The following is a 23,991-nucleotide window of genomic DNA, read 5'->3' on the forward strand; positions in this document are numbered from 1 at the left end:
AAGGAGGCTCTGATGACGTCGCTCGATCAATACCGCCTGCTTGGCCGCTCCGGCCTGCGCATATCTCCCCTTGCCCTGGGCACGATGACCTTCGGGACCGAATGGGGATGGGGATCCGATGCCGATGAGGCACGGCGGATCTTCGATCTGTACGTCGACCGCGGCGGCAATTTCATCGACACCGCGGTGAACTACACCAATGGCGCTTCCGAGCGCTTGGTCGGCCAGTTCGCACGGGACAAGCGCGATCGCCTCGTGCTCGCGACCAAGTTCACCATGGCCCGCGATCCCGGCAACCCCAATTCCGGCGGCAACCACCGGCTCAACATGGTTCGTTCCGTGGAGCAGAGCCTGCGGCAACTCGATACGGACCGCATCGACCTGCTTTACCTCCACGCTTGGGATGCGACGACGCAGCCGGATGAGGTGATGCGCGGCCTGGACGATCTCGTGCGCACCGGAAAGATTTTGTACGTCGGCATCTGCAACACGCCGGCTTGGCGCATTTCACAGCTGCAGACGATGGCAGATCTGCGCGGTTGGTCGCCCTTCGTTGCCCTCCAGATCGAATACAATCTGGTCGAGCGCACCGTCGAACATGAACTCATTCCGTTGGCAGCGACCCTCGGCTTGGGCGTGCTGCCCTGGTCGCCGCTCGGCGGCGGCGTGCTCACCGGCAAGTACACCCGGACCGATCTCAGGGATTCTCAGGAACGAGCCGTCGGAACCACACGCGCCTCGATCATCGCGTCGTCCGGCCTTCTCAACGAGCGATCGCTCGCCGCGGCCGAAATGGTGCGAACCATCGCCTCGGAGCTCGGCGCAACGTCCTCGCAGGTAGCCATCGCATGGACGCTGGCCAATCCTGCAGTCACCGCGCCGGTGATCGGCGCCCGCACGCTGGACCAGGCGGAAGACAATTTCGGCGCGGTGGGGATCTCGCTTTCTCCTGAGCAAATGGCGCGCCTCGACCAGGCGACCGCGCCAGATCCGATCTTTCCAGGCCGCTTCTTGCGCCGCCCCATGGTGGAGCAACTCATCTTTGGCGGCGCCAGCGTCGCGCGGCGCCGCTAGATCAGCAACAGGTCGCCGATCTCGACCGACCGCGCGTGCATCACTTCGGGGCAGAACGACATCTTGCACCAGAAAGGGAGACACAATGGCAGTCATGGTCAATCGCGTACTTGCGTGGTGCTTCTATGCGGTCATCTTCACGGCATCCAGCCTGACAACGGCCGCGCCTTGCGGACAGGCCAGTTCGGTGCAGGGCGACAACAAGCGGGTCGTCGCCGATGCATTCGATCGATGGGCGGCGGGAGGAACCAGATTCTTCAATGACCTGCTGCACGAAAACGTGGTGTGGCGCATCAAGGGATCCGGTCCAAGCGTTGGCGAGTTCAGAGGGCGCGAGGTGTTCCTCGATCGAGCGGTCCGCCCGTTCGCCAGCCGATTGTCGACACCAGTGCGTCCTACTGCCGTGAGAATCTTCGCTGATGGTGATCACGTCATCGCGCATTGGGAAGGCAGCGGCGTGGCCCGTGACGGCAGGCCTTACGCGAACAGTTATGCGTGGATCATGCGCATGCAGGATGGCAAGGCGGCCGAGGTCACGGCCTATCTCGACCTCGCACCCTATGACGACGTCCTGCGGCGTATTCCTTTGCCAGCGCAATAGGCGGGGTGCGAGTAGGCTTGATCGCGACAAGGGAAGGTGCGCTCCCTCCCACGCTTGCGGGGGAGGGGTGGGGAGAGGGTGTCTCCGCGCTGGGATTATCGAGATTAACTGAGGACGTCCCTGCGCGGCGAGAGCGCTCACCCGCCGCGCTCTGCGAGCGCGATAGCCGAGGCTACGCCTCGGCGTCCTTTTGAAGGACGGCCGCCGAAGGCGGCCTATGCTCTCCCGCAAGCGGGAGAGGCGGAGCAAGCCTGCAGACGATCTGATACGGCGTGTCGATGCCGGCCGCAATCGCCCTCCCGCAGACCTTGCCAACCCGCGAAATCATCAGGATGATCTCCGCATCGTAGCATCGCTTGCGAGGCCTTCATGCTAAAATGCGAAGTCGCCGTGCTCGGTCTGGGGCTCATGGGCGGAGCAGCGCTGGGCGCATTGCTGGATGCCGGCGTCGATGCGCTCGGCTTCGACCCTGTCGTAGCAGGTTCGGATCGAGGCTCGTCACATGGTTCATGTCGCATTTTCCGTCGCTTCAATTTCGAAAACCCCAACTACACCAGCCTGAGCGACGAGGCTCATGCCGGCTGGATCCGGCTGCAGACCGAAAGCGGTCAAACGATTCTGACGGAAACCCCTATTTTGGAGGCCGGCCGCCCCGGCTCCGCCATGGTGGCATCCTCGCGCGCGGCCGCGATCGCGAAAGGGCGTCCGGATCCGATGTTGACCGCGGCTCAAGCGAACAAGGAATTTCCGGCTTTCAACCTGCCCGGCGACTGGGACGTCGTCGTGCAGGACGGCGGCGCGATCCTGCACACTGAGGTCGTCATGACACTGATGCGCGCACGCGCTCGCGACCGTGTGATTCCGGAACGCGCGAGCTTCACGCCGCACCGCGACGGCGTGTCGATCCGCACGGCGACCCAAGAGTTCTTCGCCGAGCGCGCGATTCTGGCGCTGGGCCCATGGCTCGGTCGCGCACTCCCGCAACTCGCCGCGCTGCTGAACGTAACCCGACAGGCGGTCGGCTGGTTCGCGCCCGCTAGCCCCGACACTGTGGCGCTCGGTCGTTTCCCGATCTTCATTCTGGACCGAGGTCCGAACGACATGGTCTACGGCTTTCCGGACTTCGAACAGCGCGGCGTTAAAGCGGCGCCTCACAACCACGGGCCCGTGGTCGGCCCCGACGATTGGGGTCCGCACGCCACCGATGCCGAACTCCGCCCGATCGGCGAAGCGTTGGCCGCCCTCGTCCCGGGCGCGGCCGGGCCCATCATCGATCGCGACGTCTGCCTCTACACCAACACCGCGCCCGCCGACCGCCTGCTAGACGCGGGCGAGGAATTCATCATCGATCGCTGGCCGGAGTCCCGCCTGATCGTCTGCTCGGCGTGTTCAGGCCATGGTGCGAAGTTCGCGCCCGCCATCGGGCAAAGGCTTGCTCGCCTTGCCACCGATCCGTCGTACGAAGCAGAACCCTTCTTTCAGCTGTCCCGATATTCTCAATTCGCCTGAGCGGTTGCTGGATGTTGCGGTGACAGTGCACAAAACGCGCACCGTCCGGCGGCTGACGCCTTTAAGAGACCCGAGCCAGAGCCCTGCCTGTGCGACCTCGTGCGATCTTGGCACTATGCTCCTGTTTTGCCCGACGAAGCAAATGACGGGAGATTCCTCGGCTTTTTGGCTCCCGAAATCCTGTCCGGCCCGCACCTGATCCAGCCCTCCGCGTAACCCATTGATCTTGCAACCCCCGTCTACTGTGCATGGGGTTGTTTTCGCACTTTTGTTGTTCCATGGCTGACCGCGAAGCGTTCAGCCGTCACGGCACCAGATCAGAGCGCCGCGCGGCGGTTTGCGTGAGATCAAACCGCCTGTTCTATCTCCTGCCGGATTGAGGCCTTTCGATCCCGGGCAATCGCGCGATCTGCTCGGCGAGGAAATCGACCAGGAGGCGCACGCGCGCAACGCCGGACCGCTCCGGCACGATCAGCATGTTCAGCGGAACGGGCGGCGGCGAATAGTCCGGCAGCACGCGTTCGAGGCGGCCGTCCGCGAGCAGGTCGCTGACCAGCCAAAGATGCGCCGGCGCAATGCCGCGGCCCGCCGCGAGCGCCTCGCGCGCGGCCAGCCCGTGATCCAGGCGCAGCCGCCCCGAGAAGGGGATCGCATGGCGGCCACCGCGGCGCCCTTGCAGCACGAGCACATCACTGCCTGCGATGTTGGACATCCGCACGCCCTCGTGATGGGCGAGGTCCTGCGGGCGCGCGGGCCGGCCCCGCGCGGCGAGATAATCGGGTGAGGCCACGAGCAGCCGCCGCGACTGGCCAAGCGGCTTCAGCTTCATCGAGCTTTCGGCGAGCGGTCCCAAGCGCAGTGCGACATCGACGCCCTCCCGGACGAGGTCGATCCGCTCGTCCGTCAGGCTGAGGTCGACCGACACGTCCGGATAGATGTCCTGAAAGGCGAAGATGAAGCGGCTGACGTGGAGCACGCCGAACGCCGCGGTGCAGGAGACCCGGACAGTTCCGGCCGGCGCGCCGCGCGTCGAGCGCGCCTCGTCGCCGGCGTGCTCGACGAGACGCAGGATATGCACGCAGTCGGCGTAGTAATTGCGGCCCTCCGCCGTCACGGTGACCCTGCGCGTGGTCCTGGTGAGCAGCGGCACGCCGACCGCCTGTTCCAGCTCTCGAATGTGCCGCGTCACCGTGGATTGGCCGATCCCGAGCTCGCGCGCGACCGCGGACAGGCTTCCGCGCTCGGCGACGCGCACGAAGCTGCGCATGCGCTCGAGCGTAACCTCCGACCTATCCATTTTCCGGCACAATCTTATCCATTGGCCGCTTCTACCGGATCGCGGTCCAGGGCGCTATCTGCCGATCGCAAATCATCAATCCAATGGTGCTGACATGAAAGTGTTGATCGTCTTTGCTCATCCCGAAGCGCGCTCGCTGAATGGTTCGCTCAGGGATGTCGCCATCAGAGAGCTCGAGGCCCAGGGCCACGACGTGCGGGTCTCCGACCTCTATGCCGAGGGCTGGAGGTCCGAGGTCGATCGCGGCGACTTCCCGTCGCTGCCGATCGATGCGCGTCTCGGGGTCGCCGCGGCATCCAAGCAGGCGTTCGAAGCGGGCACGCTGACCGCCGACGTCAAGGGCGAGATCGAGAAGCTGCTGTGGGCGGATGTTCTGATCCTGCAATTTCCGCTGTGGTGGTTCAGCATGCCTGCGATCCTCAAGGGCTGGGTCGACCGCGTGTTCGCCTACGGCTTCGCCTATGGCGTCGGCGAGCACAGCGACAAGCGCTGGGGTGACCGTTACGGCGAGGGCACCTTGGCCGGCAAACGCGCGATGCTGATCGTGACCGCCGGCGGCTGGCAGGACCATTATTCCGCCCGCGGCATCAACGGGCCGATCGACGACCTGCTGTTTCCGATCAATCACGGCATTCTCTATTATCCCGGCTATGACGTCCTGCCGCCGTTCGTGGTCTATCAGGCCGACAGGTTCGACGACGCCGCTTTCGCCGCGGCGGCCGAACGCCTGCGGATGCGGATGAGAACGCTTGCGACAACGTCACCGATTCCCTATCGGCGTCAGAATGGCGGCGACTACGTCATTCCGAGCATGCAGCTCCGCGCCGGGCTCGAGTCGCCCGAGGCGCGCGGTTTCGCGCTCCACCTCGATCGGCCTGATGAATGCGGCGCGGCGGACAAGCCTGGCGTGATTCGATCGACGACAAATCTCCGCGCCGTAACCGCGTAGTTGCGAGACAGCTCGCGTCGCGCTTCCAGGGCTGGGAGCGCGACGCGCTCATCCCATCACGGTTCGCGTCAGCGCGCTCCGTGCAAACTTCTTCAGCGGCATCGGCTTGCCGAACAGAAAGCCCTGCACGAGGTCGAAGCCGAGCTCGTTCGCGGCGACGAGATCGGCGCGGCTTTCGACCCCTTGCGCCACCGCGCGCGCGCCAAAGCCCTGCGCCAGCTCGACGATGTGACGGCACACCGTGCGCTTCAGCCGGTCGCCGCCGCTGCCGGTGACGAATTGCCGATCGGCCTTCAGCTTGACGAAGGGAATCTTGTCCAGGTCCATCAGCGAGGGCCAGTTAGCGCCGAGATTGTCGATCGACAGGCCGATATTATGCAGGCCGACCTCGCGCGCGACCTCGCCCAGGAGATCGAGCTCGCGGATCGCCTCCTCGCTGTCGATCTCGACCGTCAGTCCGCCGAAGGCCGGGTGTGTCGGCACGCGGCGGCAGAGATCGCGCACCGCCTGCGGCTCCCTGAGATAGGAGGCGGGAAGATTGATCGACAGGTCGACCGGACTTTGTTGCTCGAGAAGATAGTGCCAGTCCTGCATGGCGCGATCGATCACGAACTCCGACAGCGCGCGAAAATGCGGATCGTGCGGCTCCGGGATGAAATAGGCTGGCGGCACCACGCCCCAGGTCGGATGCCGCATCCGCACCAAGGCCTCGGCGCCGTTGCGGACCAGCGTGCGCGCGTCGATCTTGGGCTGGTACCAGAGCTCGAGCCAGCCGGCATGCAAGGCCTCGCCGACATGCACGGCCGGGCTCGGCGCCGGCTCCTCCGGCAGCAGCATGGCAACGCGCTCGCGCAGCGTCTCCGCGGCAAAGGGCGTCGTCAGCGGCGGCAGCATCGCAAGGCCGTATTCCTCACCGACCTGCCGCACCGCTTTGACGATGATCGAATCGCGGGCGCCGACGGCGAGAACCTTGCCGGCAAATGCCTCGCGCACCAGGATTTCGAGGAATCGTCCCGGCTCGATGCCGTCGGCGGCGACGCCGAGCAGGATCAGGTCGGGCAGTTCGCTGGCAAGCACGGTCTGCAGCTCGTCGGCGCTGGCGCATTCGCAGGTGACGAAGCCGAGATCTTCGAGGATCTCGCTGAGAAAGGCGCGCAAGTGACGCTTGCTGTCGGCCACGCAGGCGCGCGGCGTCACCTTTCGTCGTCCGAAGGTCACAGGCCTTCGTCCGACGAGCTCAATCATCCCATCGTTCATTGCAACACCACTCCCGTTCCGTGACGGTTTCATAACCGCGGAGCGTGGGTTCAAATAAGGAGAGCTTCACATCGTTCTTGAATTATCTGAGTAACGTTAAGCCCTGCAATTCGAGCTAATTTGTCGACAGATTCTTCGAAATGAATTCGCATACCCGAGCACCACACGCGCAGCGCCGGTTGTTGCAGGTGAAATGCCTGCGCGCGCGATCGGCGCGCGACTTGCCGCTCGACGGCGTCGAGGGATGCACGCGCGCGGTTGCTCCGAGGCGGCGATCAAGCCGGCGCAGCGTTAATCGACGGCGACTTTCAACTCGCGCCTTCCCGCGATGCGCGCGTCGCGGCCTTCCGCGCGTGACGATTCTGCGACAACGGGTCCGGGCTAGCGGCCAAGAATGTGAAGTACATCACACGCGCATTGCTGCACTCGCGCTAAAGGTTCCCCGAGCTGGTGGAGGGCTGTCGAGGACTACAGCTATGTCGATGCGGCGAATGATGTATTGGTGGTTCAGGTTCGTGCTGTCAGGGCGATTCATGGATCGCTTCCTGTGCCTGCCGCGTTAGCCGCGCTGTGCACCGTGGCCTTCGCGGCCGGACCCGATCTAGGTCTGCCCGATCAATTTGCGGAACGCCGCCGCGCCGTCCTGCATCGCGTCGCGTCCCTTCCAGGCCAGATAGCTCAGCTTGCCGCCGATCGTGTCGTGGCTGCGCAGCCGCCGCGAGCCGAGAATGTGGCCGACATTGGAGGGGAAGCGGCTCACCTCGGCGGAGACCAGCGCCGCGATCGCGTCCATCAATTGCTGGAGGCGGACGCCCCATTCGCAATGCTCGATGCCGTCGATGCGAACCTTGAGCGCATATTCGGTGTCATAGATTTCGGCGAGCAGGTCGCGGGCGATCAGCACCCGGTTGTGCCGGAGTGCGACGCGAAGTGCGAGGCGCTTGTCGTCGAGCCGGTCGAGGACCATCGGCACGACGCAGGCATAGGGTGTGGCGGCGACGTCTGCGGCGGCCTTGCTCGCAGCCGCCCTGGTGGCAAGCCGCACCAATTGCCATGAGGTCTTCAGTCGTCGCGCCGCCAGCGCCAGCGCGAAGGGCAGCGCCTGGGGATGGGCCTTCTTGAAGGCGTCGAGCTGCGCGGTGATCTGGGCGACCTGGCCATCGTCGAACTTCGCGATCTTCTCGGGCAGCTTCGCGTTGAACTTCGGTAGCGCATCGCCGGCGCGCAACACATGCAGCATCTTCACGACGTCGTCGAAAGCGGTGGGCGAGGCCGTATATTGCCCGAGCTTGGCGCGCGCAGATTCGGCGCTCTCGGGCGAATTGAGCGTGCTCTCGAGGACCTTGACGACCTTGGTCTGGAAGATCGAGGCGATCTTCTGCACTTCCTTCGGGTTGTTGGCGGCGACCTGGTCGCCGATCGCCTTGATGTAGTCGCGCGCCATGGTCGGCAGCAGGTCGCGGCAGATCCACTCCCAGATCGGGGTGAGGGTGTTGCGCGAGATCCGCCCCATGTTGGCATGCTCGGGCGCGCCGTCGATCAGCAGCAGCTCCAGCGGTGCGAAGAAATAGCGCGACGGGCTGGTGGCGCGCGCCTGGGTCGATCCGTCCTTGCGGAATTCGGCGCGCAAGCGCGCCTGGATGTCGGCCGAACCGGGCATGTCGATGCCGCACAGCTCGAGCCGCTCGAGCTCGCTGAGCAGACAGCTGCGCGACAGCGGCGTCAGCCTCTGCAGAAATTCCGACAGCCGATCGATCTCGTCCATGGCACGCAATCTTTCGCAGCGTGGCCCGCGGGCTTGCGGGCCCAATGCGTGGAGGCATTTGCGCGCTCTCAACCTCCCTAGAGAAGCAAGTCGCCGTTAATTAATCCGTAAAATCCGGGGGGCGCATGTCGGAGCAAGGCGGCCGCACGAGGAGCTTTTCCTCGTCCGAGACCAGGATCTGGGCAGAAAACTCAACCGCTACATGGTCGCGTGCGACGTCGCGCAAGCACAAATTGTGCCGAAGCCGTCATTTTAGCGTAAAAGGGCCCAAATCACCGTAGTCTTACGGAGCAGAAAGTTAACCACAGACCCGCCCCGGTTCCGGTAAACGAGTGACATGGGGTCACAGAATGATACGGCCACCGATTCGCGGCCGTCGGAATGGCACGAAAGCGCTGCTTCAGCTGAAGAGCCCGATTTCGTCCGTCTGAGCGCCGTTCGTGCGCAGGCGGCCGACGAAATGGCGGCTGCGATCGCTCGCGAGCTCAACGGCCCCCTGACCGCGCTGCTGCTCTACATGGGCGAGATCAAGCATCACAGCGATCAGCTCGTCCCCGCCATGGGCGATCGTGCCTATCTGCAGCGGGTGGTGGAGAACGCGCTGGCACAGACCGAGCGCGTTTGCGGCCTGGTCAAGCAGCTCGCCGGCGCTCACAAGGGCGGCTTGTCAGCCCCGTCCAGCACCGAGGAGGCAGAATCGAGGGCCGCCCGCGTGCTGCAGCCGCCGCGCGCACCGAGCGCCGATCTGCTCGGCCAGTCCGGCCAGAAGCGGCTGACCAAGCGCGAGCGCGAGGTGCTGAGGCTGATCAGCGAAGGCTACTCGAACAAGCAGGGCGCGCTGCGCATGCAGATCAGTCCGCGCACCTTCGAGAGTCATCGCGCCGAGGCGATGCGCAAGCTCGGTGCGCGCAACACCGCGGACCTCGTCCGTGCGGCGCTCTTGCATGCGATCGACTGATCCGGGCTGGTTGCGCCGCCCTCGGGCGGCGCGGACGAGATGCCGAAGATCCATCTCGATAGTTTGGAAATCCGCGCTCAGAAATAGTCTTCGGCGAACGGACGTGCGCGCGGGGCGGGACGCAGCGGTTTGATCTCTTCCTTCGGCGCGCTCGGAATGATCGTGATGGTCCAGCGGGGAGGCATGCTCGATTCCTGCTCCAGCACCGAGCGCACGAAACCGGTCACGGTCGACTCGCCGGCCCTGACCGTCGCCATCCGGCCGTTGAACTGTGCGATGCGGAAGCGACGAACCTCCTTCTGGTCGGCGGTCTCGTAGGTGAACATGGAAAACCCTCCTGGTTTTCCGGGACTATCGCCAGCTATGATTAGCCATCTGTGAAAATCGCAAACCGTAGAAGTACGGCGGGAATACACGCGCCGGTAGTTCGGGAGCGCTTTTACGCGAAGTAGCGCGACGAGGGCGCGCCAAAAAGCGAACTAGCCTTGCGGCTCCTGCGCATGCGCGGCGGCGTAGGCCGCATCCATCAGGTCCAGCATCGCGTGGAATTCGGCCTCGCCGAGGCTTTCCGCGGTTTTCTCCAGCCGCAGTGCCAGCGCTGCGAGCCTGAGATAGCCGAACGTTCCGGCCGCGCTCTTCAACGAATGCGCTTCGCGCGCGATCTTGGCGTGGTGCTGCGCAGGCGAGAGCGTGCGGAACAATTGCAGGCGTGCGCAGGTCTCGCTCCAGAACACGTCGCGCACTTCAGTGGCACCGTCCTCGCCGATCTCGCGCACCAGCGCTTCGTACGCCCGCGGCTCGCGCGCGGGTTCGGCATCGAGCGCCATCGCAGGCGCGACGGTGACGTCAAACATGGCCTTGCCTGCCTTGATCACGGTTCGTTGTCGCGCGGCACGTCGCCGCGCGAGGCATGTCGCGTATCTACGGCATTCGAATTTCAGTTCCGGTAGCGGGATGGCCGGTGTTTGCAGGCCGGCATTAGCGCCCGGTTTACCAAGCGGGCGGCGCTCAGTGCGGGCCGAGCAGCCGGTCGTACTGGCCCTTCACGGCGGCGTAGCATTCGCATGCCGTCTGGCGCAGCCCGTCGAGGTTGGTGATCTGGATGTGCCCGCGGCTGTAGTGGATGAAATTGGCCTGCTGCAGCGAGTTGGCGACCAGCGACACGCTGTTGCGCCGGGCTCCGATCATCTGGGCCATGGTCTCCTGGGTCAGCAGCAGACGCGACTCGCCCGACAGATCATGAGTGTGCAGCAGGCAGCGCGACAGCCGCGACTCCACCGGATGGGCGGCGTTGCAGCCCGCGGTCTGCTGCACCTGGGCGTAGACCGCCAGCCCGTGGCGCGAGAGCTGTGCGCGCAGGGTGCTGCTCTGGTCGGCGGCCATGCGCAGGCGGTCCAGATCCACCACCGAGGCGACGCCGGGCACCAGCACGATGGCCGTGTTCAACGCACACGCATCGCCCACGATTGCGAGCGTCCCGAGCAGGCTGTCGCGGCCGATCATGGCGACTTGCACATGCTCGCCCTTGGCCAGTTCCACGACCAGCGAGATGACGCCGCGGTGAGGAAAATAGGCGCGCCTGAGCGTCTCGCCGGTCTCGACCAGCACCGCCTCGTGGGGCAGATCCGCCGTTCGCAGGTGCGGGCGGATCAATTCATAATCGTCCGCCGACAATGCGGACAGGAAACCGTTGGATGGACGCATCATCGTTTCCAAGGCTGCCTCCCCGTTCCCATGCGCCTTCGAATTCGCAGCGCGCGGATGACGTCGTGTGCGGGTAAGTTCCATCATCTTCGCGTCGGGATATATTGGCAATTGAGACAAGTTGTCCGGCCCTGGCGATGCGTCGACGCTGCGTGCACGTCGGCATACAGGGCTCGCATCGTGCTCCCGTCACGCCACCAAGGCCTGGGAACAGCATAACCGCGTCCATCGGCGAGATGCCGTCGGCAAGTGCCGCACTGGTCCCCACGACGCGGTCGCGGCCCAGCATCGCAATTTCGATCGTCTGTCCTTCGGACAGGCTCACCCTGATCGAAACGGATCCACCATGCGGGAAGTAGACGTGTCCCGGCGCAATGCCGATCACCCACGACAGATTTACTGACCATTTCGACCGCCGCGAGATACGGACGCAGCAAATCGAAATCTGCCGCGTCGAGCAGTTGCAGCAGCTGGTTGGGCGGGGGCCCGCTCACGGTCATGCAGGTCAATCCGGCGGGTTCGATGGTCGGCGGGCGGGGCGGCTTCGTCACTCAGGTGCACAGCGCGCAAATACTAACCTGAAGGTTGTGGTGACGTCCATATACCCGTTAGAGGGCAGACAGGCTGTTTCATTTGCGGCGGAGTTAAGAAGCGCACACTGATTCGCTGGCGAGGCGGCCGTCCTGCAACGCGTACGCGGGAATTAGCGGCAAGGGGGCCTCAGGAGCTGGAAGGCATTGCATCCGCGCTGGCCATCGCGCCGGTTCGCGTCGCCTCGTCCGCTTCCGCAAACGACGTTCGTTCCATCCCTCATCGAAACCAAAGGAGAAAGGCGTGCCCCACGGTTCAATCGTTGAATCGCCGAAACGGGAAGCTCAATTGGGGCGAGACGATCTGCGCCATATTCTCGTCGTCGACGATGACCCGATGGTGTGCATGGCCATCGAGGTCTACCTCCAGCGCAACAATTTTCGGGTGACGATCGCCGAGGGCGGTGAAGCCGGACTGCGTGCCCTCGAGGACAAGCAATTCGATCTGATGATCATCGACATCTTCATGCCGCACATGCGCGGGTTCGAATCGATCCGGATTTTCCACGAGCAGGCGCCGGTGATTCCGCTGATTGCGATGTCCGGCTACGCTTTCGCAAATCTGAACTCGCCCGCGCCCGACTTCCTGCGGATGGCGCTGGAGCTCGGCGCCGCGCGTTGTCTGCGTAAGCCGTTCACGCCGGACGCGCTGCTCGCCGCCATCAACGATTGCCTGGCAGAGCATCGCCCCCGCTCCGACGTTGCCACGGCGGTGCAGCTCGGTTAGCGCCGCACGAGCCGCTCGGCCGCAGGGTAACCCTTCGTTTACCTCGAGCGCGGATCGCGCAAATCGCGGCAACGCCCAAGAAACGTTCAAGAGCGCGCGCGGCGAGAGCCCCGCCGATTGCGGGCGGCCCGCGCCAACCGCCTGCGGGCCGGCCCTATCGTTCTTTGCGAGCAGGACTTTCCCACGCGCCTCGTCGCGCAATTATCGGCTCGTTGACCGCGCGGCTCCCGCCGTTGCGACGCGGAGGCGGTTTTGCCGAAAAGCGCTGCAGCATGCAGCAGAACCGCAAACTTCTCTTCAATATCCGTAGTAGCACGGAGGATGAAATTAACGGGACTGTGAAAGGGGATGTCTAACGATCCAGGATAGGGGCTTCCGTCCGTGCCGAGGGTGGCTCGGACGTCGCGTTTGCGGCCCAGGTCAGTAAGGCGTAGCTCATGGATGATCTGTTGCGGGAGTTTCTGACGGAGACCAGCGAGAGCCTGGACACCGTGGACAATCAGCTGGTGAAGTTCGAGCAGGAGCCGAACAACGCCAAGATCCTGGATAACATCTTCCGCCTGGTCCACACCATCAAGGGCACCTGCGGCTTTCTCGGCCTGCCGCGGCTGGAAGCGCTGGCGCATGCCGGCGAGACCCTGATGGGCAAATTCCGTGACGGCATGCCTGTCACCGCCGAGGCGGTGACGGTGATCCTGTCCTCGATCGACCGCATCAAGGAGATTTTGGCCGGCCTGGAGGCAACCGAGGCCGAGCCTGAAGGGAACGACCGCGATCTCATCGACAAGCTGGAGGCCATGGTCGAGCAGGGCATGGCCGCCATGTCAGGCTCGGCGCAGCCGATGCCGGCCGGCACCCCCGTTGCCGATGCGCCGCCGCTGGCGCCCGACGCCCCGGCCGCGGCGCCTGCCAAGGAGATGACCACGGGCTCGCTGGTCGAGCAGACCCTGGAGCGCCCGCTGCGTCCGGGCGAGGTCTCGCTCGACGAGCTCGAGCGCGCCTTCCGCGAGACCGCGATCGAAGCGCCGGTCGCCGCGCCCGTGGCCAAGACTGAGGTCAAGGCTGCACCTGCGCCGGCTGCCGAAGCCGCCGTTGCCAAGGAAGCCGCAAAGGCGCCCAAGGAGAAGGCCGCGCCGAAGAAGTCGATGGCCGACGAGACCGCGGTCGAGGGCGACCGCATCGCCAACCAGTCGATCCGTGTCAACGTGGATACGCTGGAGCACCTGATGACCATGGTCTCCGAGCTGGTCCTGACCCGCAACCAGCTCCTGGAGATCTCCCGCCGCAACGAGGACACCGAGTTCAAGGTGCCCTTGCAGCGCCTCTCCAACGTCACCGCCGAGCTGCAGGAGGGCGTCATGAAGACGCGCATGCAGCCGATCGGCAATGCCTGGCAGAAGCTGCCCCGCATCGTCCGCGACCTCTCATCCGAACTCGGCAAGCAGATCGAGCTCGAGATGCACGGCGCCGACACCGAGCTCGACCGCCAGGTGCTCGATTTGATCAAGGACCCGCTCACCCACATGGTGCGCAACTCCGCCGATCATGGCCTCGAGACCCCCGCCGAACGCCTCGCCAGCGGCAAGGGCGAGCAGGGCACCATCCGCCTCTCCGCCTATCACGAGGGCGGCCACATCATCATCTGCATCGCCGACAACGGCCGCGGCCTCAACACCGAGAAGATCAAGGCCAAGGCGCTTTCCTCAGGTCTCGTCACCGAGGCCGAGCTGGAGAAGATGAGCGAAGCCCAGATCCACAAGTTCATCTTCGCGCCGGGCTTCTCCACCGCGGCCGCCATCACCTCGGTCTCGGGCCGCGGCGTCGGCATGGACGTGGTCCGCACCAATATCGACCAGATCGGCGGCACCATCGACATCAAGTCGGTCGCGGGTGAAGGCTCCTCCGTCACCATCAAGATCCCGCTGACGCTCGCCATCGTCTCGGCGCTGATCGTCGAAGCCGCCGGCGACCGCTTTGCGATTCCGCAGCTCTCGGTGGTCGAGCTGGTGCGGGCCCGCGCCAACTCCGAGCACCGCATCGAGCGCATCAAGGACACCGCGGTCCTCAGGTTGCGCAACAAGCTCTTGCCGCTGATCCACCTCAAGAAGCTCCTGAAGATCGACGACGGCGCCGCCAGCGATCCCGAGAACGGCTTCATCGTGGTCACCCAGGTCGGCAGCCAGACCTTTGGCATCGTCGTCGACGGCGTGTTCCACACCGAAGAGATCGTGGTCAAGCCGATGTCGACCAAGCTGCGTCACATCGACATGTTCTCCGGCAACACCATTCTGGGCGATGGCGCGGTGATCATGATCATCGATCCCAACGGCATTGCGAAAGCGCTCGGCGCCGCCGGCTCCTCGGCCCATGACATGGGCGACGAGAACGGCGCCCATCACATCGGCTCCGGCGAGCAGACCACCTCGCTCTTGGTGTTCCGCGCCGGCTCGTCGCAGCCCAAGGCGGTCCCGCTTGGCCTCGTCACGCGCCTGGAAGAGCTGCCCGCCGACAAGATCGAGTTCAGTAACGGCCGCTACATGGTGCAGTACCGCGAGCAGCTGATGCCGCTGGTCGCCATGGACGGCGTCACCATTGCCAGCCAGGGCGCCCAGCCGATCCTGGTGTTCGCCGACGACGGCCGCTCCATGGGCCTCGTCGTCGACGAGATCATCGACATCGTCGAGGAACGCCTCAACATCGAGGTCGGCGGCTCCTCCTCCGGCATTCTCGGCTCGGCCGTGATCAAGGGCCAGGCCACCGAGGTGATCGACGTCGGCCACTTCCTGCCGATGGCGTTCGCCGACTGGTTCACCCGCAAGGAGATGAAGCCGTCGCTGCACTCGCAGTCGGTGCTGCTGGTCGACGACTCGGCGTTCTTCCGCAACATGCTGGCGCCGGTGCTGAAGGCCGCCGGCTACCGCGTCCGCACCGCGCCGACCGCGCAGGAAGGCCTCGCCGCCCTGCGCGCCCAGAGTTTCGACGTGATCCTGACCGACATCGAGATGCCCGACATGAACGGGTTCGAGTTCGCCGAAGTCGTCCGCTCCGACAACAACCTCGCCGCGACGCCGATCATCGGCCTCTCGGCGCTGGTGTCGCCGGCGGCGATCGAGCGCGGCCGGCAGGCCGGCTTCCACGATTACGTCGCCAAGTTCGACCGGCCCGGTCTGATCGCGGCGCTGAAGGAGCAGACCGCGGGCGCCGCCGGCGCCTCCGAGCTGAGCCGGGCCGCGGCGTAAGCCGGACGGGGATCAGGAGACACCGAGATGAGCAAGAAGACCCAGTCCGCTGAAGGCGCCATGGTCGAGTACGTCACCGCGATGATCGGCGGCCAGCTGTTCGGCCTGCCGATCTCGCGCGTCCAGGACGTGTTCATGCCCGAGCGCGTCACCCGCGTGCCCCTGTCCTCGCACGAGATCGCGGGCGTCCTCAATCTGCGCGGCCGCATCGTCACCGTGGTCGACATGCGTGCCCGCCTCGGCCTGCCCAAGGCCGAAGACGGCAAGGTGCCGATGGCGGTCGGCGTCGACCTGCGCGGCGAATCCTACGGCCTGCTGATCGACCAGATCGGCGAGGTGCTGCGCCTGCCCGAGGCCGGCATGGAGGAGAACCCCGTCAACCTCGACCCCCGCATGGCCAAGCTCGCCGGCGGCGTCCACCGCCTCGACGGCCAGCTCATGGTCGTGCTCGACGTCGATCGCGTCCTCGAGCTCGAAACCAAAGTGCAAATGGCCGCGTGAGCCAACGAAAAGCATCGAAGCCGGAGAACCAAAATGAAAACCTGTTTGGTGGTCGATGATTCCAGCGTCGTGCGCAAGATCGCACGCCGGATCCTGGAAGGCCTCGAGTTCGAGGTCACCGAGGCCGAGGACGGCTCGAAGGCGCTCGAGATCTGTCAGCGGCAGCTGCCCGATGCGGTGCTGCTCGACTGGAACATGCCGGTCATGGACGGCTTCGAGTTCATGGGCCACATGCGCCGCCTGCCCGGCGGCGATCAGCCGAAGGTGGTGTTCTGCACCACCGAGAACAACGTGGCTCATATCGCTCAGGCGCTCAGCGGCGGCGCCAATGAGTACATCATGAAGCCCTTCGACAAAGATATCATCGCCGACAAGTTCGCTGAAGTTGGTTTGATCCCGGTCGGACAAGCCATGGTCTGAGTGTGTCTGGCCCAAAGTGCTTGGGCCAGAGTGTTCCAGTACAGTTCGAAGAGGCCATCCGTGACCCCGACCGAGTATGAGTATCTGCGCAAGTTCCTGAAGGACAATTCCGGTCTCGACCTGTCCGCAGACAAGCAATATCTGATCGAAAGCCGCTTGATGCCGCTGGCCCGCAAGGCCGGGATCTCTGGCATCGCCGAGCTCGTGCAGAAGCTGCAAGGCGGCTCGCGCCAGCTGATCACCGACGTGGTCGAAGCCATGACCACCAACGAGACCTTCTTCTTCCGCGACAAGGTCCCGTTCGATCATTTCCGCGACCACATCATGCCGGAGATCATCAGGGCGCGTGCGGCCAAGCGCAGCGTGCGCATCTGGTGTGCCGCCGGCTCGACCGGGCAGGAGCCCTATTCGCTGGCGATGTGTCTGAAGGAGATGGGCGCGGCCCTCACCGGCTGGCGCGTCGAGATCATCGCCACCGACCTGTCGCAAGAGGTGCTGGAGAAGGCCAAGGCCGGCGTCTACAGCCAGTTCGAGGTGCAGCGCGGCCTGCCGATCCAGATGCTGGTGAAATATTTCAAGCAGATCGGCGAGACCTGGCAGATCAATCCCGAATTGCGGGCGATGATCCAGCACCGGCAGCTCAACCTGCTGCACGATTTCGCCCAGCTCGGCACCTTCGACGTCATCTTCTGCCGCAACGTGCTGATCTATTTCGATCAGGACACCAAGATCAACATCTTCAACCGCCTGGCGCGCCAGATCGAGCCCGACGGCTTCCTGGTGCTCGGCGCTGCCGAAACCGTGGTCGGGCTGACCGACACGTTCCGGCCGATTCCGGAGCGGCGCGGCCTCTACAAGCCGAACGATCCGCGCGCGGCAGCGGCCAAGCCGGTTCTCGCCGGTGCGGCGCCGCGCATGGCGGCGGTGGCGGGACGATAATCATGGCCGAGGAGGGCAAGGGCGTCGAGCGCGTGACTTTCAGCCGCGGTTATGATGTCTGCATCATGGCCATCGACGGCACCTGGCGGCGCGACTGCAAGCTCAACGCGATCTCCGACACCGACGCCGTTCTCACGGTGGAGGGCTCGATCCAGGGCTTGAACCTGAAAGAGTTCTTCCTGCTGCTGTCGTCCACGGGTCTCGCCTATCGTCGCTGCGAGTTGGTCCGTGTCAACGGTGCCGAAATGGATATCCAGTTCCTGCGCGGCAAGAATCGGAAGAAGCGCGGTGCGGCCGGCGGTCACGACGCCGCGGCCTGATCCCGCCGCCACTGTCGCCACGCTTTCCGACACTTTGCTTCACATTTGCTGAAGACTTCGGAGTCAATTGCTCGCAGCAGCTTTACGCGGCCTAAGCGCGAGCCGTGTATCCATTGACGCTCTCAATCTCAGGATACGGCAATGCCCAGAAGTTCTCTTTCCCCGATCTCGTCAAACCTGCCCGACGGCACTGAACGGCGTGCGCTTCAGCTCCTGGTGGTCGACGACGACGCCACGCAGCGCAGCCTGATCACGGTCGCGGCCAAGCAGGCCGGCCACGAGGTCACCGTGGCGCCATCCGTTGCGGACGCGATCGAGAAGCTGCGCGCTGCGCGCTTCGATTGCGTGACGCTCGACCTCGTGCTGGAGGATGGCGACGGCGTCGACGTGCTGCGCGAGATGGCGAGCGCCAAGTTCGCCGGCTCCGTGATCGTCATCAGCGGCATGGACGGCAAGCGCCGCAGTGCCGCCCGCAGCTTCGCCCGTTCCGTCGGGATCGAGCTCCAGAGCCTGCCGAAGCCGCTGGATCTCGCGGCGCTGCGCATCAGCCTCGCCAATCTCGGCAAGACCGCGATGGGCCTGCCGGCGATTCACACCTGGGGTGGTGTCGCCACCGACGCTATCGTGGAGCGGCACCGCGCCTAGCTCGCGGAGCTGCCATGCGGTCAGATGCTGCCGCCCGCCGCGTTGCCGGATTCCGATAGGCATTGCAGGGCGTGGCCGAGGCCCGCCCGGCAGGCATTGAGGGCCGCGCTCGCGCTGGCGTAGCGGGGCGTGACGTCGTCGAGCACGACGATATCCGCGGAACCTTCCGGATCGCTGCCGTGTTCTTGGTCCATGGCTGCGGCGATCCGGCGCATGCTGGTCTCGATCTGTGCGATCAGCAAACGAAGGTCCGCCGCAATCAGCTCACGGCTCGCGATTTCGGGCGTTGCGACGGGAGGCGGCGTGTCGGCCAAATTTAGCATGGATATTCTCCGTCCACCGCAATTAGGCGCCATGCCGCTACTTGTGCGTTAAGTCCATGTCCCGTACAAATACGGGTGGGCCGAATCCGCGCCGAGCGCCATAACGAATGGCGCGGAACGCGAGTCCTTCATGCCAACCGGATGTGGCACATGGCCGAACAAAGCTCTCGCGGTGAAATCTTCGTGGTCGACGACGACCCTGCCGTTCGCGACACCTTGTCGATGGTGTTGAAGGCGGCGGGCTATGAGGTGATCTGTTTCGCCGACGGTGCAGCGCTGCTCTCGGTCGCGCGAAACCGCACACCGGCTGCAATCCTGCTCGACGTGAATATTCCCGGAAAGTCGGGTCTCGACATCCTGAAGGAGCTGCACGGCGAGGACTACCCGGCACCGATCTTCATGATCTCCGGGCAGGGCGACATCGCGATGGCGGTGGGCGCGATCAAGAGCGGCGCACTCGACTTCATCGAGAAGCCGTTCCGCGGCAGCGAGATCGTCGGCCGCCTCGACGAGGCGATCGGTGCCTATGCACGCCGGCAGGCGGAGAACGCGTCGCCGAAATTCGGCTCGCTGCATTTCCCCGGCCGCGAGCCGCTGACGCGCAGGGAGCGCGAGGTGCTCGAGCAGTTCGCCGCCGGTGCCTCCAACAAGGAGGCCGGCCGCACGCTCGGCATCAGCCCGCGCACCATCGAGGACCACCGCGCCAACATCATGAAGAAGCTCGGCGCACGCAATGCCGCCGACCTGATCCGCATCGTGATGACCGCGGCCCAGCGCGCGTCGTAGCGTGATACGTGAGATGCCGTAGGGTAGGCAAAGCGAAGCGTGCCCACGAACTTCACGTGACGCAGTGGAAGAGATCGTGGGCACGGCGCAAGTGCGCCTTTGCCCACCCTACGAGAGCTCGCTGCGCCGCTAAGTTCGCGCTCGTGCAGGCTTCAACACTTGTTCCCGGATTGCGCTGCGCTCGATCCGGGCTACGGCTCTCACCCGCTCAGCGCCTTGCGGATGATCCGTGCCAGATCCGATTTGCGATAGGGCTTGGCCAGCAACATCACGCCGGAATCCAGCCGGCCGTGATGGATGATCGCGTTCTCGGTATAGCCTGACGTGTAGACCACCTTGAGATCCGGGCGCGTCTTCATCAGCTCGTCCGCGAGCTGCCGTCCGTTCATCTTGCCGGGCATGATGACGTCGGTGAACAGAAGGTCGAACGGCTTGCCGGCGGCGACGATCGCGAGCGCCTCCGCGGCGTCCGCGGCCTGCAGGGTGACGTAGCCCAGCGAATGCAGCTGCGCGAGCACGTAGTCCCGCACCAGCCGGTCGTCCTCGACGACCAGGATCGTCTCGTGTCCGCCCTCGATCGTCGCCGGCGTCACGCCCTCGCCGCTCGCCGTCGGCGTCTTGCCGGGCGGCAGATACATCTTGATCGTGGTGCCGTGGCCCTCCTCGCTGTAGATCTTGATGTGACCTGCGGACTGCTTGATGAAGCCGTAGACCATCGAAAGCCCGAGCCCGGTGCCCTTGCCCGGTCCTTTCGAGGTGAAGAAGGGGTCGAACACCCTGGGCAGCATGTGCGCGGGAATCCCGGTGCCGGTGTCGCTCACCGCGATCAGCACGTAGTGCCCCGGCGGCACGTCGTTGGCGCCGGCATAGACCTCGTCGAGATAGGCGGCGCCGGTCTCCACGATCAGCTTGCCGCCGCCGGGCATGGCGTCGCGCGCATTCAGCGCCAGGTTGAGGATCGCGGTGGTGAGCTGGTTGGGATCGACGATGGCGACGCAATTCTCGTCCTCGAACACCGATTCGATCTGGATCTGCTCGCCCAGCGTCGGACGCAGCAATTTCGCGGTGTCGACGATCAGCGAGTTGATGTCGATCTCGCGCGGCTGGAGCGGCTGCTTGCGGGCGAAGGCAAGGAGGTGCTGGGTCAGATCGGCGCCGCGCGCGGCGGCCTCGTCGATCATCTTGGTGATGGCCGCGAGCTGCGGCTCCTTGGCGACCGCCTCCGCAAGAATCTCGATCGTCCCGGTGATGACGGTGAGAATGTTGTTGAAATCATGCGCCACGCCGCCGGTGAGCTGGCCGACCGCCTCCATCTTCTCGGCGTGGCGGATGCGCTCCTCGGCGGCGATCTTGTCGGTGAGGTCGCGGTAGAAGACGTTGAACAGCAGGCCCTCGCGCCGCTTCAGCGCGGTGACGCTCAGCTCGGCCCTGAATTCCTTGCCGTCGCGGCGGCGGCACATCAGCTCGCGGCGGCGGTTCAGCGTCGTGCCGTCCTCTTCGGCCAGGAATTGCTTCAGCCCCGCCCTGACCCTCTCGCGTTCGCCCTCGGCGACGATGAGGTCGATCGTGCTCTTGCCGAGCACCTCGTCGCGGCGCCAGCCGAACAGCTGCTCGGCCTGCGAGTTCCAGTTCAGGATGCTTCCGGTCTCGTCGGTCTGGACGAAGGCGTCGAGCGAGGTCTCGACGATGTTGCGGGCGAGCCGCTCGCTCTCGCGCAGCGATTCCTGCGCGAGCCGCGCTTCGGTCATGTCGCGCCCGACGAAGAAGAAGCGCTTGGCGGGCTCGGACCAGCTGCCGAGCCAGGACAGCCAGACCTCGTGCCCGTTCTTGTGGAGGCAGCGCGTGTCGGCGAGCTTGACGCGCTCGCCGCGGCGCATCGCGCGCATTTCGGCACGGGACTGCTCCAGATGAGCGGGATGAATGAAGTCGGCGCCGCTGCGGCCGATCATCTCGTCCGGTCGATAGCCGAGAATGGTCTGGCTGCTCGGGCTGATCTGCGCGACATGGGCTCGCGCGTCCATGACCATGATCAGGTCCTGCGACGTCTCGAAGATCTGCCGCCGCTCCTCCAGCTGGTTCTGGAGGGCCCGCTCGGCGCGTCGCGCCTCGGTCAGGCTGCGCGCGCTTCCCGAGGCGCCGATGACCTCGCCCGCCGGTCCCTTGATCGGCGACAGGCCGAGCGAAATCTCGACCGGCGTGCCGTCCTTGCGCAGGCGGACCGTCTCGAAGCGTTCGATCGGCTCGCCCCGCGCGATCCGCCGCAGATAGTCCTTGCCGTGCTCGCGGCGGTCGGGTGGGACAATGATCGACGTGGGCTTGCCGATCGCCTCCTCCGCCGTATAGCCGTAAAGGCGTTCGGCGGCCGGATTCCAGCCGGTGATGACGGCATCGAGCGTCTGCATCACGATCGCATCGTCGGACGATTCCACCGCGGCGCTGAACAGGCTCTCGCGCGCCGCATGATGGCTTCGCGCCGCCTCGGTGCGGCGATGCTCCTCGATCTCGCGTTCGAGCGCGGCTGTTTTCGCGCGCATCTCCTCCACCATCCGGGCAAAGGCCCGCGCCAGCACGCCGGTTTCGCCGCTGGCATCGACGGGGATGTCTGCGGGACGTCCGCTGCCGATGGCCTGCACCGCCTCCGTCAGGCGCCCGATCGGGCGGGTCAACGAGCGCGCCAGCAGCACCGCGAGGGCAGCTGCGGCGAGAACGGCCAGCACGCCGACGAGCAGGGACGTTTTTTGAATGGCGGCCGGCACGCGGCCGAACACGGGCGCAGGGATCGTTTCGATGATGGCGACCCATTCCTTGCCCGCGAGCAGGGTCGGCGCCAGCGCTGCCCCGCTCGGCCGGCCCGATGAATCGGTCATGAGCCGCGTGGATCCTTCCAGCGTGCCCGTCAGAGCCCCGAAGTATGGAAAGTCCTTGCGCCAGTCGTTGGGGCGGTCATGCGCTGCGCCGAATTCGCGCATACGGTCGGGATGGACGAGATAGTCGCCGCGCGCGTTTACAACGTGGATCTCTCCGCCGGAGGTCGTTGTCGCACGGACCCGGTCGAGTGCCGGGCGCATGTCGACATTGGCCACGATGATGCCGAACGGCTTGTCGTCGGCTGTGAACAGCGGCATCGCGACCCGCAAAGTCGGCGCGTGGGACGCCCTCGTTCCCCCCTGACGCGTGGCGAGCTCGATGGGAGACACATAGATTTCGCCGGGCGCGAGCCGTATGGCTTCCTGGAAGTAGGCTCGGTCGCTCTTGCGCTCCAGTTCACCGTCCGGGGCGATCCTGACTGCTCCGTTCGGTCCGGAGCGATCGACGTGGACCAGTTCGCGCTGGTCGTTGTCGACGCCGATGATCCTGAACTGCCCGTAGATGGGCTTGGCCTCGATCTCGGCCGCGAGCCGTGCCGCGATACGCTCGCGCCAGGTTTGCTCCGAGACGCCATCCACGGGATCGAGCCCTCCGCCGACATGAGCGCGGATCAGGCCGTTGATCGCCGCTGCGGCGCGATAGCCGACCAGATCGCCGCGCACGCCGGCAACGTAGGATTCAAGGTTGGTCGCGAGCAGGCGCGATTGGGCTTCGACCCGCTCCAGCACCCGCGGAATGACGGCCTGTGTGGTGTTGCGATAGCCGAGCCATCCGACCGCGGCCACGGTAACCGCCACCAGCAGGATCATCGCGATGGCCAGCCGCGTGGCCAGCGTCGTTGCTGCTCTCATGGGGAATTTCGCCGGACCCGCCGTATCGCTGCGCCATTTCTGGCTTGCAGCAGAGGAGGTGCCCTTGTCATCGGCGGCCGGAGCGGACATCGGACCCCTCCGGCTCGTGGGCCTTCAGGCAATCTGCGACCACGGCGAGCAGTGTACCGGGCCGGAACGGCTTTTGCAGGCTGGCGACCGCGCCGAGCTTGGTCGCCATCTTCAGGAAATCCGGCTCCGCATAGGCATCCGGCGTGCTCGAACGGCCGGAGATGACGACGATCGGAACGGCCGGGGCCAGCACCCGAATGTGACGCATCGTCTCCAGTCCGTCCATGCCGGGCATGAAGATGTCGAGAAACAGCAGGTCGAACCGGCTCGCCTCGAACAGCGCCAGCCCCTTGCGGCCATCCCCGGCGACCGTCACGTGATGACCAGCCCGTTCCAGCAGCAGCCGGATGGTGAACTGGACGGCCGGATCGTCATCCACGATCAGGATGTTGGCCACGTCTGAAATCCTCCGGAGTCGGCGGAGTTAGTCCCACCAACCGCAAATCAAGCCAATCAACTCGAAATTGTTGCGCGGTTTCTCGTCTGCCGGCAAGCACTTCGGCCGGTGCTGCCGATTTATTGCGCTGCACCGCCAAATATGCCCGCCTGAGTGCATAGCAGAGGTTCGCCATCCGCCA

Annotated in this window: 22 protein-coding genes; 13 read left to right on the forward strand and 9 right to left on the reverse strand. The window is 65.2% G+C overall.

The window, feature by feature from the left end:
* Positions 1-12 precede the first annotated feature (12 nt).
* The 3 genes from ACNJYD_RS02230 to ACNJYD_RS02240 all read left to right on the forward strand — a co-directional run bounded on the left by ACNJYD_RS02230 (position 13) and on the right by ACNJYD_RS02240 (position 3,184).
* Positions 13-1,074 (forward strand): aldo/keto reductase, encoded by a 1,062-nt coding sequence (locus ACNJYD_RS02230; protein WP_439365198.1) that lies wholly within the window; start codon positions 13-15, stop codon positions 1,072-1,074.
* Positions 1,075-1,159: 85 nt separating this feature from the next.
* Positions 1,160-1,675, forward strand: coding sequence for a nuclear transport factor 2 family protein (locus tag ACNJYD_RS02235; protein WP_439365199.1), 516 nt, complete (start codon positions 1,160-1,162; stop codon positions 1,673-1,675).
* Between the two features lie 369 nt (positions 1,676-2,044).
* Complete coding sequence (locus ACNJYD_RS02240; RefSeq protein WP_439365200.1) at positions 2,045-3,184, forward strand: FAD-dependent oxidoreductase; 1,140 nt, start codon at positions 2,045-2,047, stop codon at positions 3,182-3,184.
* A gap of 361 nt (positions 3,185-3,545) precedes the next feature.
* On the opposite strand, the gene ACNJYD_RS02245 is transcribed toward ACNJYD_RS02240, so the two are convergent.
* Positions 3,546-4,481: a LysR family transcriptional regulator gene (locus ACNJYD_RS02245; RefSeq protein WP_439365201.1), complete on the reverse strand. Its 936-nt coding sequence runs from the start codon at positions 4,479-4,481 to the stop codon at positions 3,546-3,548.
* 94 nt (positions 4,482-4,575) lie between these two features.
* On the opposite strand from ACNJYD_RS02245, the gene ACNJYD_RS02250 reads away from it, so the two are divergent.
* The gene (locus tag ACNJYD_RS02250; RefSeq protein WP_212257631.1) at positions 4,576-5,430 is read left to right on the forward strand and encodes an NAD(P)H-dependent oxidoreductase; all 855 of its coding nucleotides are present in this window, start codon (positions 4,576-4,578) and stop codon (positions 5,428-5,430) included.
* Between the two features lie 48 nt (positions 5,431-5,478).
* On the opposite strand, the gene ACNJYD_RS02255 is transcribed toward ACNJYD_RS02250, so the two are convergent.
* Positions 5,479-6,687 (reverse strand): EAL domain-containing response regulator, encoded by a 1,209-nt coding sequence (locus tag ACNJYD_RS02255; protein ID WP_212257630.1) that lies wholly within the window; start codon positions 6,685-6,687, stop codon positions 5,479-5,481.
* Positions 6,688-7,288: 601 nt separating this feature from the next.
* Positions 7,289-8,452 (reverse strand): hypothetical protein, encoded by a 1,164-nt coding sequence (locus ACNJYD_RS02260; RefSeq protein ID WP_212257629.1) that lies wholly within the window; start codon positions 8,450-8,452, stop codon positions 7,289-7,291.
* Positions 8,453-8,789: 337 nt separating this feature from the next.
* Here ACNJYD_RS02260 and ACNJYD_RS02265 point away from each other — a divergent pair, with 337 nt between their 5' ends.
* On the forward strand, positions 8,790-9,410 hold the full coding sequence (locus ACNJYD_RS02265) for a LuxR C-terminal-related transcriptional regulator (protein ID WP_439365202.1): 621 nt from the start codon (positions 8,790-8,792) through the stop codon (positions 9,408-9,410).
* 77 nt (positions 9,411-9,487) lie between these two features.
* Here the strand turns inward: ACNJYD_RS02265 and ACNJYD_RS02270 are convergent, their stop codons facing one another.
* From ACNJYD_RS02270 to ACNJYD_RS02280, 3 genes are all read right to left on the reverse strand, one after another.
* Entirely contained in the window at positions 9,488-9,736 is a 249-nt protein-coding gene (locus ACNJYD_RS02270) for a hypothetical protein (protein WP_172788790.1), read from the reverse strand.
* 153 nt (positions 9,737-9,889) lie between these two features.
* Positions 9,890-10,264, reverse strand: coding sequence for an Hpt domain-containing protein (locus tag ACNJYD_RS02275; protein ID WP_172788789.1), 375 nt, complete (start codon positions 10,262-10,264; stop codon positions 9,890-9,892).
* Between the two features lie 154 nt (positions 10,265-10,418).
* Positions 10,419-11,117 (reverse strand): Crp/Fnr family transcriptional regulator, encoded by a 699-nt coding sequence (locus tag ACNJYD_RS02280; protein ID WP_172788851.1) that lies wholly within the window; start codon positions 11,115-11,117, stop codon positions 10,419-10,421.
* Between the two features lie 891 nt (positions 11,118-12,008).
* Here ACNJYD_RS02280 and ACNJYD_RS02285 point away from each other — a divergent pair.
* From ACNJYD_RS02285 to ACNJYD_RS02315, 7 genes are all read left to right on the forward strand, one after another.
* Positions 12,009-12,431 (forward strand): response regulator, encoded by a 423-nt coding sequence (locus ACNJYD_RS02285; RefSeq protein WP_439367567.1) that lies wholly within the window; start codon positions 12,009-12,011, stop codon positions 12,429-12,431.
* 437 nt (positions 12,432-12,868) lie between these two features.
* Entirely contained in the window at positions 12,869-15,670 is a 2,802-nt protein-coding gene (locus ACNJYD_RS02290) for a hybrid sensor histidine kinase/response regulator (protein ID WP_439365203.1), read from the forward strand.
* 27 nt (positions 15,671-15,697) lie between these two features.
* Entirely contained in the window at positions 15,698-16,171 is a 474-nt protein-coding gene (locus ACNJYD_RS02295; protein ID WP_439365204.1) for a chemotaxis protein CheW, read from the forward strand.
* A 33-nt stretch (positions 16,172-16,204) separates the two neighbouring features.
* Positions 16,205-16,591: a response regulator gene (locus ACNJYD_RS02300; protein WP_018321619.1), complete on the forward strand. Its 387-nt coding sequence runs from the start codon at positions 16,205-16,207 to the stop codon at positions 16,589-16,591.
* A 60-nt stretch (positions 16,592-16,651) separates the two neighbouring features.
* Positions 16,652-17,530 (forward strand): CheR family methyltransferase, encoded by an 879-nt coding sequence (locus tag ACNJYD_RS02305; protein ID WP_172789328.1) that lies wholly within the window; start codon positions 16,652-16,654, stop codon positions 17,528-17,530.
* A gap of 2 nt (positions 17,531-17,532) precedes the next feature.
* A complete protein-coding gene (locus ACNJYD_RS02310; protein WP_172789327.1) occupies positions 17,533-17,850 on the forward strand; it encodes a PilZ domain-containing protein in 318 nt (105 codons plus the stop codon).
* A gap of 141 nt (positions 17,851-17,991) precedes the next feature.
* Entirely contained in the window at positions 17,992-18,495 is a 504-nt protein-coding gene (locus tag ACNJYD_RS02315) for a response regulator (protein ID WP_172789326.1), read from the forward strand.
* A gap of 20 nt (positions 18,496-18,515) precedes the next feature.
* Here the strand turns inward: ACNJYD_RS02315 and ACNJYD_RS02320 are convergent, their stop codons facing one another.
* Positions 18,516-18,818, reverse strand: a complete 303-nt coding sequence (locus ACNJYD_RS02320) for a hypothetical protein (protein WP_172789325.1) — start codon at positions 18,816-18,818, stop codon at positions 18,516-18,518.
* 150 nt (positions 18,819-18,968) lie between these two features.
* Here ACNJYD_RS02320 and ACNJYD_RS02325 point away from each other — a divergent pair, with 150 nt between their 5' ends.
* On the forward strand, positions 18,969-19,604 hold the full coding sequence (locus ACNJYD_RS02325; protein WP_172789324.1) for a response regulator transcription factor: 636 nt from the start codon (positions 18,969-18,971) through the stop codon (positions 19,602-19,604).
* 200 nt (positions 19,605-19,804) lie between these two features.
* Here the strand turns inward: ACNJYD_RS02325 and ACNJYD_RS02330 are convergent, their stop codons facing one another.
* Positions 19,805-23,413, reverse strand: coding sequence for a PAS domain S-box protein (locus ACNJYD_RS02330; RefSeq protein WP_439365205.1), 3,609 nt, complete (start codon positions 23,411-23,413; stop codon positions 19,805-19,807).
* On the reverse strand, positions 23,391-23,810 hold the full coding sequence (locus tag ACNJYD_RS02335) for a response regulator (RefSeq protein WP_172789322.1): 420 nt from the start codon (positions 23,808-23,810) through the stop codon (positions 23,391-23,393). Before ACNJYD_RS02335 ends, ACNJYD_RS02330 begins: the two co-directional genes overlap by 23 nt.
* Positions 23,811-23,991: the final 181 nt, after the last annotated feature.

Source organism: Bradyrhizobium sp. SPXBL-02, from assembly GCF_051853065.1.
GTDB lineage: Bacteria > Pseudomonadota > Alphaproteobacteria > Rhizobiales > Xanthobacteraceae > Bradyrhizobium.